The following is a 16,867-nucleotide window of genomic DNA, read 5'->3' as shown; positions in this document are numbered from 1 at the left end:
CTCCGTCGCCGCCATCGTCGCCGCCAACCACCTCCCGAACGCCAACCTCATCCGCGTCGGCCAGATCCTCATCATCCCGACCGCCGGGACCACCCCGACGACCCCACCACCCACGACCCCACCACCCACGACCCCACCACCCACGACCACACCGGTCCGATACACCGTGCAGTCGGGCGACACCCTGTACCGCATCGCCCTGCGCTACGGCACCTCCGTCGCCGCCATCGTCGCCGCCAACCACCTCCCGAACGCCAACCTCATCCGCGTCGGCCAGATCCTCATCATCCCGCAGTGAGTCCCTCGTCCTGGTTCGGCGTCGAGCGCTGACTCGGCAATGAGCCACGGCCTCGCCGAGCGGGGTGGAGGCTCATCGCGCCGACGCGCCGGCCGCCGCCGCCGCACGCCGGCGTGTGGGTGCAGTTCGCCGCTCGCCGAGCACGGCGAGGTCGCGCAGCACGGTCCGGCGGCTCACACCGAGCGCCACCGCGAGATCGTCGTCGGTCGGAGCTGCGCCCTGCGCCGCGGCCTCGCCGAGCAGGCGGACGAGGCGGTGCCGGCGGCGGGCCGCAGGGTCGTCGATCGTCACATCGTCGGCTGCGTCGACGGTCCACTGCACGTCGACGTACTCGTCGGGCCGCAGCGTCCGCCCGAGCGGCGCAGTCGACGAGGCGAGCCGTACGGTGACCGCGCGCCGCGACCCCGACCGGGCATCGACCGCTGCCATGATCGCCCGGTTCAACGGCACGCGCTCGAAGAACCCACGCCGGCGCTCCAGGTCGGAGATCGTCGCCGCCTGGCGGAGGAGCTCGCGGTGGGCGGCGTCGAGCAGCTCGCCGGCTTCCGGTCGGCGATCGAGCCGGGCGAGCAGGCAGGCGAGCGTCCACAACCACTCCTGGAGGAGCTCGCCTCGCACGGTCCCCGACCGGTGCAGTCTCAGCCCGTGCTCGGCGAGCGCAGCCGGCTCGCCGGTGTCGTCACCCGCCTCGAGGAGGGCGAGGCCCAGGCTGGCGGCGCTCATCTCCCGTTTGAACTGGTTGCCGGCCTCGGTCCAGAAGTCGACCGACGCGCGCAGGAGAGGGGCCGCCTCGTGCGGCCGGCCTGCGGCCAGGCGGAGCGTTCCCAGATCGTGCCGGGCCCACGCCACCTCGGTCTGCGCGTCGATCTCGGCCGCCGCGACCAGCGCCGCCTCGTAGTGGGCGATGGCCGTCGCCTCGTCGCCGTCGTCCTCGGCGATGAGACCGAGCGTGTTGTCGACCGATGTGAGCAGGCGGCGGTTTCCCGACGCCGCCCATGCCGTGCGGGCCTCGTCGATCATTGCTTTCGCCGTGCGACGGTCGCCGACCGCCAACGCAGCGAGGGCGACCGCCTGGCACGCCGTGCCCAGCGCCCCGGCGGCACCGAATCGCCGGGCCAAAGTGAGTGACTCCTCGGCGCTCGCCGCCAGGCGGTCCCACTCGCACAGCTCGAACCACACGAGGTTGAGGATCTTCAGGTGGCGGAGCTCGGCGAGGGAGTCACCGGCGGCCCGAGCGGCGCGCAGCGCGTCCTCGAGCCAGCCGACCGTCTCGGCGGGGCGGCCCATCCGCAGGGTCGCTTCGGCGAGACCGTTGACGAGCTGCCGATGCATCGCGGGATGCTCGAGCTGGTCGATCTGGCCGAGCGCGGTCGTCAGCTCGCGTTCGGCGTCGGGCCAGCGGCCGAGATAGCCGACGAGTGCCGCCCGCCGGTACTGCACGTCGGCGAGTCGCAAGGGATCGCCGGCCGCTCGGGCGAGCGTCTCCGCCTCGGCCAGCCAGCGCAGTCCGTCGGTGTCGTCGCCGATGCGGCTGTACTGGCCGCCGGCCAGCAGCAGCGCCCGGAGCAGGGCATCGTCATCCCCGAGCCGGCGTGCGGTCTCGATCGCGTCGTCCACCATCGCCCGATCGATCCGCTGGCCGCCACCCTCGACGGTCGGCCGGCACTCGAGCACCACCTCCATGCGTTCGCGGTCGAGCTCGGTTGGGAGCAGTGTCCACGCACGGTGGAACGATTCGCACGCGTCGCCCATCGCCAACCGGGCGAGTGCGGCACGGCCGGCCTCCCGGTGGGCGCGGGCTGCGTCGGCCCGCTGTCCGGCCTCGTCGAGGTGGTGCGCCCGGCGCCGCCAGTTGTCGGGCTCGAGCTCGGCGATCGCCGCCGCGGCGCGGGCGTGGAGCTCGGTGCGCTCGGTGTGGCCCATGCGGTCGTGCACGGACGAGCGGACCAGATCGTGGACGAAGGCGTATCCCTCCGGGTTCGGGGTCAGCCAGCGCTCGGCGACGAGACCGTCGGCGAGCGCGGCCAGCGCGAGCGGGGCGGTGCCGAGCACCGCGGCCCAGGCCCGGAACCCGACGTCCCGCCCGAGGACGGCCGCCGCCTCGAGCGCCCGACGGTGGTCGCGGCCCAGGCGGTCGACACGGTCGTCGCGACCGGCGCCCCAGTCACCGGCGTCGAGACCTCTGATGATGTTGAAGGGCACGCCCCCGGTGAGCGCCAGCACCTCGTCGATGTCGACCGCATCGGTCGTCCCGACGAGCGCTGCCGCTTCGTCGGGGTGGAGTGGTTCCAGCGGCAGGATCGTCGCCAGGCCGGTCCGGTCCCAGTTCTGCAGGACAGTCCAGCCAGGGGTGTTGTCGACCTCGGGGCGGCGGTAGGCGACGACCAGGAGCCCGCCGCCGGGGACGAACCCGCTGGCCAGCGAGTCGAGGTGTTCCCACGTCGACGTGCTCGCCCAGTGCACGTCGTCGAGCACCACGGCGATGGTCCCGCCCTCCACGAGGACGGCGCCCAACACGGAGAGGGCGTGGCGCAGACGGTTCGAGCCGTCGGCGATCGCCCCCTCCCTCCCCGTGGGCTCGTCCGTCAGCAACGGACCCAGGGCCCGCATCGACTGCTCGTCGAGCCGATCGGCGACCTCGAGCCGGATCGCCGGCGAGATCACGGGCCGCAGGGCGCGAGCGAGCGGTTCGAGCGACGACCGCTCCGGGGTGACGGCGATCGAGGTGCTGGCCACCTTCACCCGGCGCCACCGTGCGCTGTCGATCAACTCGGCGAGCAGCCTCGTCTTGCCGATGCCGGCGACCCCTTCGATGCACAAGACGCCACCCCGACCGGTCACCGCGGCCTCGATCGCGCTCACGCCCGCCGCCCGCTCGGTGACGCGGCCGACGAACGGGCGCTGCTGCTCGGCGACGACCGTCGCCAGCTCGCGCTCGCGGTCGAAACCCTTGACGATCTGGATCGTCTCGGGCAGCGGGACGGCGCCGAGCTCCTCGGCGAGCATCCGGTCGAGCGCCTCGAAGTGCGCCCGGGCCTCGGCGTAGCGATGGAGCCGTCCGAGCAACCGCAGGTAGCACTGGTGCGCGGTCTCGTCGAAGGGCTCGGCCACCAGCAAGCGCCGCAACGTCGCCGCCGCCCTGTCGAGCGACCCCGCCGTCTCGGAGTGTTCGGCAAGGCGCCGCAGCGCCTCCACGTGGGCCCGGTGACGCGCCGTCCGGTGCTCGACGGCCCAGTCGTCGTAGATCCCCGGGACGAGCTCGTCGTACAGGGCGACGGCCCGCTCGAGCTGGTCGATCTCGGTGCCGACGGCGAGGTGGTCGAACTCGCGAACGTCGGTGTCGACGCCGGGACCGAGGCCCACCGTGTCGGCATCGGCACGAACGAGCTCGGGGCCGCACCGCCGGCGGATCCGGTAGATCGTGTCGGACAGGCACCGGCGACCGGCGGCACCCTGGTCCGGCCACAGCGCCTCGACGATGGATTCGCGCCGCTCGGCCGCCCTCTTCAGCGCGAGGTACCCGAGCAACCGCTGCGCATCGCCTCGCGGCACGACGATGGTGGCGCCGCCTCGTTCGATCCGCATCGGCCCGAAGGCGCGGAGACGGTCGGCGGTGGGGACAGCTCCCGGCACCATGACGATGTCACAATAGTGACGACCCGTCGGACCGGGAACGAGATTCCGGCGAGCGCGCCGACGTAGGACGGCGGGCATGCACGAGCATCGCAGACGCCGACGGCCTCGCGGCGACCGAGTCCGTCCGATGAACATCGCCCGGTCCACCGTCATCGCCGTCACGTTCGCCGCCGCGCTGACGGTGCCGACGGTCGCCAATGCCGGGCCCGGCGCCGACCCCGGACCGGCGGTCGCCTCGTCGTCGCAGCCGCCCGACCAGCCCGAACCCCCCACGACCGAAGCGCCCACGACCACAGCAGCGGCGCCGACCGACGCGCCACCGACGGAGCCGGCGCCCCCACCCTCGACCGACCCGACGAGCGTCGAAGTGCCGCCCGAGCCGTCCCCGCCCGCCTCCGAGCCGTCCACCCCGGAGGCGACCGATGCCAGCGGGTCCGACGCCGAGGAACCCGACGTCACGACCACGGTGGCCGAGCCGTCCTCGACCACGTCGACGCCGCCGGCCACCGCCCAGCTCGTGCAGGTGTTCCCGCTCTCCGTCGGCGGCACGGTGTCGGACGGGGTGCCGGCGGCCGGAGCCGGCCACATCGAGAACGGCGGCGATCAGGACGTCTACACGTTCGGGGCCCCCGCCGGCACCGAACTGCTCCTCGACGTCCTCACCGGGTCCAACACGACGTTCCGGTGGCGACTGGTCGCGGCGAGCGGATCGACCGTGTTCGACGGCATCTACGGCGACCGTCTGCTCGTCGCCGAAGCAGGCGAGTACACGCTCACGGTGTCGGGCGTCGGCGCGGCCTCGACGGGGACCTACTCGTTCCGCCTGCTCGGCGTGCCGCCGGCAGAGCCATTCGGCATCGCCATCGGCGACACGGTCGCACCCGGGGCGCCGGGGCCTGGCGCCGGTGACATCGAGGTGCCCGGTGCGCGCGACGTCTACACGTTCGCCGCGGCCGCGGGACAGGTGGTCGTGTTCGACCACCTCGACGGCCGCAACACGGCGATCCGCTGGACGCTCGTCGCGCCAGGCGGCGCCGGGCTGTTCGACACGTTCATCGGCGATCGTCAGCAGACCCTGCCGGCGGACGGCGACTACACACTCAGCGTGTCCGGACTGAACGCCGACAGCACCGGGACGTACTCCTTCAGCCTCACCGTCGAGGCGCCGCAGGAGTTCGCCATCGGTGTCGGCGACACCGTCAGCGACGGCGCGCCCGGTCCCGGCGCCGGCGTGCTCGAATCCGCCGGTGCCGTCGACCGGTACCGCTTCGACGGCCTCGCCGGGCAGGACCTGATCCTCGATCACCTCGCCGGAACGTTCGGTGTCTTCGGTTGGACGCTCACCGCTCCCGACGGCACCGCGCTGTTCGACACGATCCTGTCCGACCGCCGCCTCGTCCTTCCCACCGACGGCGAATACCTGTTGTCCGTCCACGGCCTGAGCCCCACGAGCACGGGCGCCTATTCCTTCCAGCTGCTCGCCGTGGTCGGGCCCCCTCAGCAGTTCGAGATCGCCGACGGCGACACCGTGTCGGACGGGGTCCCCGCGCCGGGAGCGGGCAACATCGAAGGGCCTGGCGCGTTCGACGTCTACCGGTTCACCGGTACCTTCGGCGACCAGGCCGTGCTCGACCATCTCGGAGGAAGCAACGACCCCGGCCTCCGCTGGACGCTGACCGCCCCCGACGGAAGCGTCGTGTTCGGCAATGTCCGCACCGCCGACCGTCACGCCACGCTTCCTGCCGATGGCGTGTACGCGCTCACCGTCGCCGGCGCCGATCCCGGCCAGACCGGCACCTACTCGTTCCGGCTGACGATCACAACCACGCAGGAGTTCACGGTCGCCATCGGCGACACGGTGTCCGACGGCGTTCCGGCGCCCGGCGCCGGCAACCTCGAGCAGGCGGGAGCACGCGACGTCTACACCTTCGGCGCCACAGCCGGTCAGAGCGTTGCCCTCGAGCGGCTGACGTTCGACGTCGCCAACGTGCAGTGGATCTTGCGGGCGCCCGACGGCACACTCCTGCTCTCGGGGTTCGTGTCGGTGGACGAGGTCGTGCTCCCGACGACCGGCACGTACTCGCTGAGCGTGGCGGCGACCGCGTTCTCCACCGGCACCTACTCGTTCCGCATCGTCGGCCTGGCGCCCGGAAGCCAGTTCCATCTGGTCTACGGCGACACGGTCTCCGACGGCGTCCCGGCAGCGGGCGCCGGCAACATCGAGGAGAACCTCGGTCGCGACGTCTACACGTTCGATGGCACCACCGGCGACGTGGTCGTGATCGACTTCGTCAGCGCCGAGTCGGCGACCCTGGGCATCGAGATGCTGGGGCCGGGCGGGGGCCTGTACTTCAGCGGCGGCTTCGGCGACGACCACAAGGTGACGCTCGAGGAATCCGGGATCTACACGATCACCGTCGACAGCCGGGACCCGCAGACGTACTCGTTCCGCCTCCTGCTCGGGGCACCACCTCAGCACTTCGCCATCGCCATCGGTGACACGGTCTCCGACGGGCAGCCAGCCCCGGGGGCCGGGAACATCGAGACGATCGGGTCCGCCGACATCTACACGTTCACGGGCACGGCCGGCCGGCTCATCGGCCTCGACGTGCTGGCGGGCGAGGACTTCGACTGGAGCCTGGTCGGTCCCGACGGCGGGGAGGTGCCCCTGGTGCTCGCCCTCCGACGAACCGGGACCCCGCGCTCCGAGCTGCTGATCGGTCAGCTGCGCGACGTCGACGTCATCCTGCCGTCCGATGGCGAGTACACGCTCACGGTCGACGCCAGTGGCGGCACGCTGACGGGTACGTACTCGTTCGCGCTCCTCGACCGGACGAGTCCGCCGGACACGACCACGACCACGACGTCGACCGAACCGCCGACGTCGACCACCTCGACCACGTCCACGACCACATCGACGTCGACCACATCGACCACCGAACCACCGACCACCTCGACATCGACATCGACATCGACCACGTCGACGTCCGAACCACCGACCACCTCGACATCGACCACGTCGACGACCTCGACGACCACCTCGACGTCAACCACTTCCACCACGGAACCGGCGACCACCTCGACGTCAACGACCTCCACCACGGACCCGGCGACCACCTCCACCACCGAGGTACCGGGCCCGACGACGACCGACTCCGTTCCCCCGTCGACGATCGAGGTCGAGGTCCGCGCTGTGCCCCGATGCATCGGCAACCAGGGTCTGGACCTGCTTCTCGTGATCATCGAGGGATCCACCGCGGTCGACGTGCGGCGGATCGATGCGTCCACCGTCCGCCTCGAGCGGATGATGCCGTTGTCGCTGTTCGGGCACCCGCTGACGTTGCAGCTCGACGTCGATGGCGACCGTGACCGTGATCTCGTCGTGGTGATCGACGGTGAACGCGGCGGTGTCCCCTCCGGCGCCACGGCCGTCACCATCACCGCTGCGCTGCGCGACGGCACCACCGTCTCGGGCACTGCGGACATCTGCGTGCGGAGTTGAGCGGCCGACCACGCCGGCAGCGCATCCGGGTGCGTCGCGGCGGCGAAGGTCGACGAAGCCACGGGACTCCGGCGTCGTGCGCAGGCCTTACCGGTCACAATACGATCGGAGATCGTGCCACTGACCAGGGCTGACGTGGACCGTTTCGAGCTGTCGAGACGGCGCCTGGAAGCCATCGCCTACCGCCTCCTCGGCTCGGTGGACGAAAGCCATGACGTGGTGCAGGAGACGTTCCTGCGCTGGCAGGCCGCGGATGTCGACCGGATCGAGGTGCCCGAAGCCTGGTTGACGAAGGTCCTCACCAACCTGTGCCTCAATTATCTCGGTTCGGCACGGGTCCGCCGCGAGGCCTACGTGGGTCAATGGCTCCCGGAGCCATTGCTCGGCGGGGATCCCCTGCTCGGTCCGGCCGAGACCGCTGAGCAGCGGGAAGCGGTCTCCTACGCGGTCCTCACCCTCATCCAGCGCCTCGCCCCCAAGGAACGCGCCGTCTACGTGCTGCGCGAGGCCTTCGACTACCCGCACCGGGAGATCGCCGAGATCCTCGACATCACCGAGGCCGCCAGTCAGCAGATCCTCCACCGTGCCCGGGAACACGTCGCCGTTCCCCCGAACCGTCCCGCCGTCGATGCCGCCGCCGCCCAGCGGATCGTCGAGGAGTTCCTCGCCGCGGCGACCAGCGGGCAGACCGATGAGCTCGTTCGCCTGCTCACCAAGGACGCCACCGCCATCGGCGACGGCGGTGGGAAGGTTCCGGCACGAACCGGGGGGTACGCGGGAGCCGTTGCAGTCGCGAGGTTCTTGGCGGGTCTGTTCAGGCCAGGCGCAGCGAAGCGGGCAACCGTCGGCGGCCCGCCCGAGATCTACGCGTGGACGGCCAACGGAGATCCCGCCGTCGTGGCGGTCGTCGACGGCCGGGTCGTCGCGATCATGTGCCTGGAGGTCACCGCCGCGGGCATCACGGCCTGCCGTACCCAGGCCAATCCCGAGAAGCTCCGCCGCGCCACCCAGCTGTGGGCGATCACCGACCACGGAGGGCCGCTCCTCGTCATGTGACGCGTCTCACATACCGCTCCTGTCAGCAATCAGCGGGCCATGCGGTTCAAGGAACAGATCCGAACCGAAAAGGAGCTGATGATGAAGGTGTTGGTTGCTGGAGCGACCGGAGTGATGGGCAGGCAGCTGGTCCCACGTCTGGTCGATGCAGGACATGAGGTGTTCGCCATGATCCGCCGGGAGGCGGATGAATCCAAGGCGTCACAGATGGGCGCGGTGCCGATGGTCGCCGACGCGCTCGAGCCCGCCGAGGTGGCGGAGGCCATGCGTCAGGCGGCGCCGGAGGTGGTGGTGCACCAGCTGACCGCCATCGGCCACGTCGATCCGCGCCACATGGAGCGCAGCTTCGCCGCCACGAATCGGTTGCGACGGGAGGGGACCGACAACCTGCTGGCGGCCGCTCGTGCCGTGGGGGTGCGACGGTTCGTCGCCCAGAGCAACGGCGGGTTCACGTATGCCCGGACGGGCGGGCCGATCAAGACCGAGGAGGACCCCCTCGATCCGTCACCGGTCCGCCAGATGGCCGCGATCATCGCCGCGGTCGACTACCTGGAGAAGGCTGTGCTCGAAGCGGAATGGACCGAGGGGATCGTGCTGCGCTACGGAGCGTTCTACGGCCCCGGTACGTCCATGGCGCCGGGGTCCGAGCAATTCGAGCTGATCCGCAAGCGCAAGTTCCCGGTGGTCGGCGACGGAGGTGCGGTGTGGTCGTTCGTCCACGTCGCCGACGCCGCCGAGGCCACGGTCGCGGCGGTGGAGAACGGCGATCGCGGTGTCTACAACATCGTCGATGACGACCCCGCCCCTGTCGCCGAATGGCTGCCGGAAGTGGCCGAGATGCTGGGCGCGAAGAAGCCGATGCGCGTCCCGCGGTTCATCGGCAGGCTGGCCGCCGGGCCGGCGGGCGTCGTGCTGATGACGGAACTGCGAGGTGCGTCCAACGCCAAGGCCAAGCGCGACCTGGGTTGGCGCCCCGCCCATTCCACGTGGCGCGAGGGCCTGCGACAGGCGAGTTGAGATCTTCGCGGCGGCAGCAGAGGACCTTCGCGTCATCTGTTGCCGCGAGAGTCGTCCCGACCTGTGTTCGGCCCCTCTACGATGTTCCACCGCAGCCGACGCGACTCGCGGGAGGTCTCCTTCCGCGCTTCGCGCCGGTCCCGCCCCTCTAGCTCAATGGTAGAGCAGTGGACTTTTAATCCATTGGTTGTGGGTTCGAGCCCCACGGGGGGCACCAGGTGAGGCTGCGTCCCGCGTATCCGGGTCAGGTGGCAGGCGTCAGGGCGATCTCGATCGGACCGGCGGTCCGGTTGAACACGACAACCGGGATCGGTCGGTCGGTCGGCGGGAAGTCGATCTCGGCCGTGTGCTCGCACGCCCCGAGGTCGTAGGGCTCGGGATCGGGCACGTCGCGGACGAGCCACGCCTCGACAGCGCAGGCAGCGTCGAGTCCGGCCGTCTCGTAGACGATGGCCGGGTCGGTGAGGAACACGATCGTGTCGGCGTAGCCGTCGAGCACGAGCGAGCCGGTTGGATCGCCACGGATCACGGTCGGTGTCGGGTCGAGGTACACCTCGACGGCACCGACGAGCGCCCGGTCGCCGAGCACGAAGTCCATGCCGACGTCGTAGGTCCCACTGGCCGGGATCCAGACGTAGGCCTCCCCCTCGATCCACTCGTCCTCGTCATCAAGGCCGACCGAGGGGAGCTGCTGCGGGTCGCACAGCGCCGCCCGGGCGAGCTGCTCGCGATCGCTGGAGCGCCACACGACGAGATCGACGAACGCACCGTCACAGGAATCGATCCGCGCGAGCAGCACCGTGCCCTCGACCGCGGCGACGGTGGCGACGTCCTCGGCCCCCAGCGTCAGCACCGGCTCGCCGGCGACTCCCGCCACCGGTGGCGCCGCCGACACGGCCGGCGGTGGCTCCGGACGCTCGACCACCGGGTCGGCGAGCTCGGGCTCATCGGCGCGGTCCTCCACGACGGCGACGTACTGGTGAACGAATCCCTCGTCGCCGGTGGCCGCCACGTCGAACGCGCACGAGGACACCTCGTGTGCGGCCGCCCGCTCGCCGAGGGCCACGGCGCATCCGTCGATCAACTCGGGGTCGAGGTCGGGGGATTGCGGGCGTGGATGGGGGATGCGGAACGTGGCCACCGACTGTCCCGGCTCGTAGTCGAAGAGCGTGGTCGACTCGTCGACCGCCCACGACAGGGCGAAGGGCGATTCGTGGGCGGCCGCGACGTTGGTGTCGACGACGGTGCCGTCGGCCTGGCGGAGGTCGTTGCGCAAATCACCGTCAGCCGCGCCGAGCAGGCCCTCCATCCGCGCCGACCGCGCGGGTGGAACGGTCACGCTGACGAACCATCCCCGGTACCAGTGCAGGCGCACCGTGCTGCCGTCGGGCCAGGCGACCATCGAGGCATCGGAGCCGACGGCCACGCGCAGGGCGCCGGCGGTGAACTCGGGCCGGTCGTCCACGACGCCGTCGACGCGGATCACCGGGGCCTCGATCCCGAGGTCTGGCGCCGTGAACGTCACGCGGGTCGTTCCGTCGCCGACCGCGACGGCCGCGGTGCCGGCGCCGAAGCCGAACGGAACGTGCCGGGTCTGCACCTCGAAGTCGCCGGCGGGATCGCGGGCGAGGACGAACTCTCCCAGCGTCACCACGTCGAAGGCCAGCCCGTCGAACGACACGAGGTGCGGGTCGCCGTTCGACCACGCCTCGTCGGGCTCGTCGTCCTCGTGGCACTCCTCGTCGGGGTCCCACTCGACCGCGACCAGCGTCGAGGTCGGAACGTCCTCGGACGCGGCGAACGAGAACAGCATCTCGCCCGGCTCCATCGGCCACGCCCCGGCCGACTGACCCGGCGGGCAGGCGCACTGCCCGGGATCGAAGCAGAAGCGGCCGGACGACCCATCGCCGACGCTGCGGGTCCCGACTCGGGTGTGCGTGGCGATCGGCGCGCCGACCGGCGCCACGGTGACGAGGCCGACGGCCGCGGCCACCGGCACGCGCAGCTGCGGCTGACTGAAGTCGCCGCGTCCCTCGAACGCATAGGTCCCGATCCCGATGCCGCTGACGGTCGTCTCGTTGTCGACCGGCGGCTTCGACTCGTGCCCCGTCCAGACCCAGCCCATCCACCACTCGTCGCCCCACGCGGCGCGCCGGAGCGTGCGCGACGACCACGCCATGCGGAACACGACTCCGTCGAGTCCGCCGATCTCGAGGGTCCTGGCCACCGTCCAGGACGGGTCGAGGTGCATCGCTTCGATCTTGGCGTAGACGTCGTAGCCCTGCAGGTGAGCAGTCTCGAAGAGCGGCCAAGCGTCGTAGCTGCGGCTTCCGAGGGGGTCGTTGGACGAGCTGAACCAGGTGGGCCGGATGTCGTTGTAGGCGATGTCATCGGCGCGGTACAGGTCGGCTGCCGCCCAGTCGGCGCTGCCGTCGTACAGCCATGCGTGGGGGTTGCGCACGGGAAACTCGGCGAAGGGGTCGTCGGTGGCATCGGCGCCAGGGACGCCGAGCGCCCAGCGCCACTGGATGCAGTGGAACATCTCGTGGGCGAGGAAGAACTTGATCTTGTCGTCGGACGGGTTGCCGTTGCGGAACGCGTCCGTCACCCAGATGACACAGACGGTGTTGCCCGCGGCGTCCTCGAACTCGTTCGTGGCCATGCCGCTCTCACCCGGGACGTTCGACCAGCCGACCTCGTAGAAGTCTTGTTCCGGGTGGCCGGGGAACTTGTCCTTCCACTCGTCGCGGACGACGGCCAGCAGGGCCTCGTACTTCTGCTCCGCCGCGGCGGGGCGTCGCAGTCCCGCCGGGCGATCGACGACGACGGCGCCGTCGGCGGTGACACGACCGACGACCTGCCGGCCGGCGAAGTAGTCGTCGAGGGCGGCCTGCTGCTCGGCACTCAGCTCGTCGCGCACCGGCAGGAGTAACGACAGGGCGTAGCTGAGGCTGATCGTGTCGCCGGCGGGGAGGGACGAGCGCGTTGCGCCGGGGAAATCGGCGACGTGCAGAGCGAAGGCGTCGACGGCATCCTGCACGGTGACCCCACCGGCGCCGCTCATCGAGAAGGCCAGCTCGTCGGCCCGCGTCTGGGGCTCCCATTCCGGGACGGCGATCACGCCGACGGCGGCCGGTTCGGTGGTCGGCGGTTCGGTCCTCGCCGGTTCGGTGGTCGCAGCTCGGGTGGTCGACGGGGCCGCGCGGTCTCCCGAGGAACACGCCGCGACGAGCATCGCTGCGGCGGCGAGCAGCAGGCGTGTGGCCATCGAGTCTCTCTCCGGGCGGCCACGACGATACTCACCACCCGAGACGGCACCAGCGAATTCGGCCGCCCACGGCGGCCCGTGAACCGTCAGGAACTACGCGATCTCGCGCCGGGCGTCACCCAAGGCCGTGAAGCTCGACGGGTCGTCGTCGAGCGGGCTGTCGACGTCATACATCCGTCGGCCGAGGACCTCCATAGCTGGTGAGGAACCTATCGACCACATAGTCGGCTGCCTCGAGCGACCGGTCGAGATCACCGATCAGGGCCAGCATGAACGACGGGCCGACGAGCGCGGCAACGACGACGTCGGGATCGAGACCGGCCGGAAGACTGCCCTGCGCCGTGCCCAGATCGAGCAGCGCGGCGAAGGACTCCAGGTGTTCCCGGCGATCGGCGAGGATGAGCTCTTCGATCTCGGGGAACTCCTGGCGCAGCGAGAAGAGGGCCGGGAGCATCCGCGTCCACTCGGTGTCGGCGAACGACGTCGCCACGCTGCGCACGTGGGCGCGGAGCGCGGCCTCGAACGGCAATGAGTCGTCGACGGCGTCGGTGACGGGCATCACGGTACGGAAGACGTCGATCACGAGCGCCGCACGCGACGGCCAGTGGCGATACAGCGTCGACTTGGCCACGCCGGAGCGGTCGGCCACGGCGTCGACCGTCAGTGCCGACGCGCCCCCCTCGACCAGGATCTCGCGGGCGGCGGCCATCAACTTCGCCCGGCTCCGGGCGATCCGCGGATCGACCGCGCCTCGCTCCTCGACGTGCGTTGCGGTCATAGAAACAGAACGATACCGTCTCGTAGCGCTTCTTCCGGCGATCCGGCCGGCGACACCCCCGACAGAAGGCACCTCGCCCGTGACCACCACCGTTGACAGCCCGCCACACACCGGGTCCGATCCGGGCGTCATCCACGACGCCCGCCGCCGCCGCAACATCCTCATCGCCATGTGCGTCGCCCTGATGGGCGTCATCGCCTCGATGTCGATCCTCAACGTCGCCCAGCAGGAGCTCGCCGCCGATTTCGGTGCCACGGCCGGCACGGTGCTGTGGATCCTCAACGCCTACACGTTGGCCCTCGCCGCCCTGCTGCTCCCGATCGGCGCGATCGGCGACCGCTGGGGCCGCAAGCCCGTCCTGGTCGTCGGCCTCGTCGTGTTCGGCGCGGCAACCGTGCTGTGTGCGTTGGCCACCGGGTCGGGCCTGCTGATCGTCGGCCGCGCCGCAGCCGGCGTCGGCGCGGCGATGATCATGCCCGTCACGCTGTCGGTGCTCACCTCGAGCTTCCCCGCCGAAGAGCGCGGCCAGGCGATCGGGATCTGGGCCGGTGTCGCCGGCGCCGGCGGCATCATCGGCATGTTCGTCGCCGCCTTGATGGTCGACGTGGCCACGTGGCGGTTGGCGTTCCTGCTGCCGATGATCCTCGTGGTCGCCGCCCTGTACCTGACGCTCCGGGCCGTGCCCAACTCGCGTGAGCACAGCGGTCATCCCTTCGACGTCGTCGGCTCGGTCCTGTCGGCGCTGGCCATCGGCGGCATCGTCCTCGGTATCCACGAAGGCCCCGAGCGAGGCTGGGGCGACACACTGACGGTCGCCGGCCTCATCATCGGTGGCGGCGCACTGATCGGATTCGTCCTATGGGAGTTCACTCGCGACGAGCCGCTGCTCGACGTGAGGACGTTCGCCAACCGCGGGCTGGCCGCCGGCGCCACCGCCATCCTGCTGCTCACCGCCGTGATGTTCGGCATCTTCCTCGTGCTCTTCCCGTTCCTGCAGGCGATCCTCGGATGGTCGGCCCTGCACGCCGCCGTCGGTCTGCTGCCGATGGTGGTCGTGATGATGCCCACCGCGGCGTCGGCTCCGAAGGTGGCCAAGCGGATCGGCACCCGCTCGACGATGCTTGCCGGCCTCGCTCTCGCCGCGTCCGGTCTCGGCCTGCTGGCCATGATGGCGTCGGTCGAGGGTGGCTACTGGTCGATCCTCCCCGGCCTGCTCGTCATGGGCGTCGGCGTCGGACTGTCCCTCACCCCGTCCACCGAGGCCATCACCGAGTCGCTGCCCGCCGACAAGCAGGGCGTCGCCTCGGCGCTCAACGACACCACGCGAGAGCTGGGCGGCGCCGTCGGCGTGGCTCTCCTCGGCTCGATTCTCGCCTCCGGCTACCGCGGTTCGCTCGATGACAAGACTGCCGGCCTTCCCGGCGAGGTGGTCCACGTCGCCGGCGAAGGCATCGCCCAGGCCCTCGGCCTGGCCGGCTCTCCCGAGTCCGGGCTCGACCCGTCGGCCGCCGGGCGGCTCGTCGAGGCCGCCAAGCACGCCTACGTCGACGGCTGGGTGCAGTCGATGTGGATCGGCGTGGCCATCGTGGCCGTCGCCTTCGTGTTCGTCCTCGTGCGCGGGCCACGTCGCGGCCATCTCGACGACGTCCTCGACCGGCCCGCCATGGCCGACGGCGAGTAACAGATGGTGCCAGGCACCATCTGTTACCCCGGCAACGGGTCGGGCGAGGTCGGCCGGATCCGTGCTCCAGTCGGAGTCAGATCCCGAAGCTGGCGGCGCGGAGCTGCTCGACGGCCGCAGCGGAGCCGTCGAGCTCGACGCCGGCGACGTCCCGGCGACCGTAGACGTACAGCGTGATCTCACCGATCGGGCCGGAGATCGTGACCGACTCCTCACCCTTGCGGGCCACGATCGTGCGCGGACCGTCGGGTGCGTCGGTGACGTTCAACACCACCCCGACCGGGACCTTGCGGGCGAGCACCCGCGCCATGCGCGACAGCGCCGCCGTCAGGTCGGCGACGAGGTCGGGCGTCAGCTCGCGGCGGGTCCAGCCCGGTTGCGCCCGCCGGACGTCCTCGTGATGCACGAAGTACTCGATGGTGTTGACGGCCCGGTCGACGGCATCGATCCGCGTGGGCGCGAACATCGGCGGACCGGAGCGGACGCGCTGCACGATCTCGTCCCACGGTCGTTCGGCCTCGCCCCGGCGAACCTTGTCGGCGTAGCCGGCCAACGGTTTGGCGACGATGCCGACCGCACCATCGGGCCGCCGCTCGCGCACGACGAGATGCGCGGCGAGGTCGCGGGCCGTCCAGCCCTCGCACAACGTCGGAACGTCCGGGCCGAGTTCGGTGAACAGGTCGCTCAGTGCCTCGCGTTCGACGTGTGCCGCGGTTCCCATCCCGCCACGGTACCGATCCCGGCCCCCCCACCGAGTACAACGAGGGCATGACGTACGAGTACCTGCGTTACGAAGTCGACGGTCCGGTGGCGACGATCTGGCTGAACCGTCCCGAGGCGCTCAACGCCTGGATCGACGCGATGGGCGACGAGCTCGCCGGCGCGCTCACCCAGGCCGAGAACGACCCGACCGTCGTCGGCATCGTCCTCACCGGTGAAGGGCGCGGGTTCTGCGCCGGAGCCGACATGAACATGCTCAGCTCGCTCTCGAGCGGCGGCGACGGGGGTGGGATCGCGTCCGAGGCCGCTCCGCCTGTCCCCCGGCCCGGCGACGCCGAGGCCGGCGACGACCTGCGCGGCCGCTACACGTACTTCATGTCGCTCACCAAGCCGGTGATCGCGGCGATCAACGGCGCCGTCGCCGGGATGGGAATCCCCATCGCCCTCGGTTGCGACCTGCGCTTCATGAGCACCGAGGCCGTGTTCACCACCGCCTTCGCGCAGCGCGGGCTGATCGCCGAGTGGGGCATCGCATGGCAGCTCAACCAGCTGTGCGGGCCGGCCAACGCCCTCGACCTGCTGTTCTCGGCCCGCAAGGTGAAGGGTGAGGAGGCAGCCCGCCTCGGTCTCGTCAACCGGGCGCTGCCGCCCGACGAGGTGCTGCCGGCGGCACAGGCCTACATCGCCGACCTCGCCGCCCACAGTTCGCCGAGCTCGCTGGCCGTGATGAAGCGCCAGGTGTACGACGACCTCCAGCGGGGCCTCGCCGCGTCGCAGGAGGTCGCCATGCGCCTGATGCTGGAGAGCTTCGGCCGTCCCGACTTCGCCGAGGGCGTGGCGTCGTTCATGGAGCGTCGCCCACCGGCGTTCCCGCCGGTGCCCACGCCGGCCCCCAACATGCGCTGACGCCG

10 protein-coding genes and 1 tRNA gene are annotated in these 16,867 nt (G+C 71.1%); 7 read left to right on the top strand and 4 right to left on the bottom strand.

All coding sequences use genetic code 11. The annotated features are described in order from the left end of the window. Positions 1 to 298 (top strand): LysM peptidoglycan-binding domain-containing protein (locus DN771_RS19055; protein ID WP_116999137.1); only part of this gene is annotated, 298 nt, incomplete at its 5' end. 72 nt (positions 299 to 370) lie between these two features. Here DN771_RS19055 and DN771_RS19050 read toward each other — a convergent pair. Continuing rightward, positions 371 to 3,934 (bottom strand): ATP-binding protein, encoded by a 3,564-nt coding sequence (locus DN771_RS19050; RefSeq protein WP_162942140.1) that lies wholly within the window; start codon positions 3,932 to 3,934, stop codon positions 371 to 373. Between the two features lie 127 nt (positions 3,935 to 4,061). On the opposite strand from DN771_RS19050, the gene DN771_RS29660 reads away from it, so the two are divergent. The 4 genes from DN771_RS29660 (at position 4,062) to DN771_RS19030 (ending at position 9,726) form a co-directional block, all read left to right on the top strand. Continuing rightward, a complete protein-coding gene (locus DN771_RS29660) occupies positions 4,062 to 7,436 on the top strand; it encodes a hypothetical protein (protein WP_162942139.1) in 3,375 nt (1,124 codons plus the stop codon). Positions 7,437 to 7,550: 114 nt separating this feature from the next. Continuing rightward, the gene (gene sigJ / locus DN771_RS19040) at positions 7,551 to 8,492 is read left to right on the top strand and encodes an RNA polymerase sigma factor SigJ (RefSeq protein ID WP_116999135.1); all 942 of its coding nucleotides are present in this window, start codon (positions 7,551 to 7,553) and stop codon (positions 8,490 to 8,492) included. A gap of 81 nt (positions 8,493 to 8,573) precedes the next feature. Further along, positions 8,574 to 9,509, top strand: a complete 936-nt coding sequence (locus DN771_RS19035; protein ID WP_116999149.1) for an NAD-dependent epimerase/dehydratase family protein — start codon at positions 8,574 to 8,576, stop codon at positions 9,507 to 9,509. Positions 9,510 to 9,651: 142 nt separating this feature from the next. Then, positions 9,652 to 9,726, top strand: a tRNA-Lys gene (locus DN771_RS19030). Between the two features lie 27 nt (positions 9,727 to 9,753). Here the strand turns inward: DN771_RS19030 and DN771_RS19025 are convergent. Then, positions 9,754 to 12,777 (bottom strand): VWD domain-containing protein, encoded by a 3,024-nt coding sequence (locus DN771_RS19025; protein WP_116999134.1) that lies wholly within the window; start codon positions 12,775 to 12,777, stop codon positions 9,754 to 9,756. Between the two features lie 166 nt (positions 12,778 to 12,943). Further along, the gene (locus DN771_RS29655) at positions 12,944 to 13,555 is read right to left on the bottom strand and encodes a TetR/AcrR family transcriptional regulator (protein WP_162942138.1); all 612 of its coding nucleotides are present in this window, start codon (positions 13,553 to 13,555) and stop codon (positions 12,944 to 12,946) included. Between the two features lie 79 nt (positions 13,556 to 13,634). On the opposite strand from DN771_RS29655, the gene DN771_RS19010 reads away from it, so the two are divergent. Then, positions 13,635 to 15,236 (top strand): MFS transporter, encoded by a 1,602-nt coding sequence (locus DN771_RS19010; protein ID WP_227462410.1) that lies wholly within the window; start codon positions 13,635 to 13,637, stop codon positions 15,234 to 15,236. Between the two features lie 76 nt (positions 15,237 to 15,312). On the opposite strand, the gene DN771_RS19005 is transcribed toward DN771_RS19010, so the two are convergent. Beyond that, positions 15,313 to 15,957, bottom strand: a complete 645-nt coding sequence (locus DN771_RS19005) for a TIGR03085 family metal-binding protein (protein WP_116999133.1) — start codon at positions 15,955 to 15,957, stop codon at positions 15,313 to 15,315. A gap of 47 nt (positions 15,958 to 16,004) precedes the next feature. On the opposite strand from DN771_RS19005, the gene DN771_RS19000 reads away from it, so the two are divergent. Then, positions 16,005 to 16,862 carry an enoyl-CoA hydratase-related protein gene (locus DN771_RS19000; protein ID WP_116999132.1) on the top strand — a complete coding sequence of 286 codons (858 nt, stop codon included), beginning with the start codon at positions 16,005 to 16,007 and terminating at the stop codon, positions 16,860 to 16,862. Positions 16,863 to 16,867 lie beyond the last annotated feature (5 nt).

This window comes from Desertimonas flava (assembly GCF_003426815.1).
In the GTDB taxonomy this organism is placed as follows: domain Bacteria; phylum Actinomycetota; class Acidimicrobiia; order Acidimicrobiales; family Ilumatobacteraceae; genus Desertimonas; species Desertimonas flava.
Note: the sequence above shows the minus strand (reverse complement) of the source record. Positions and strands in the feature narration are given on the sequence as shown.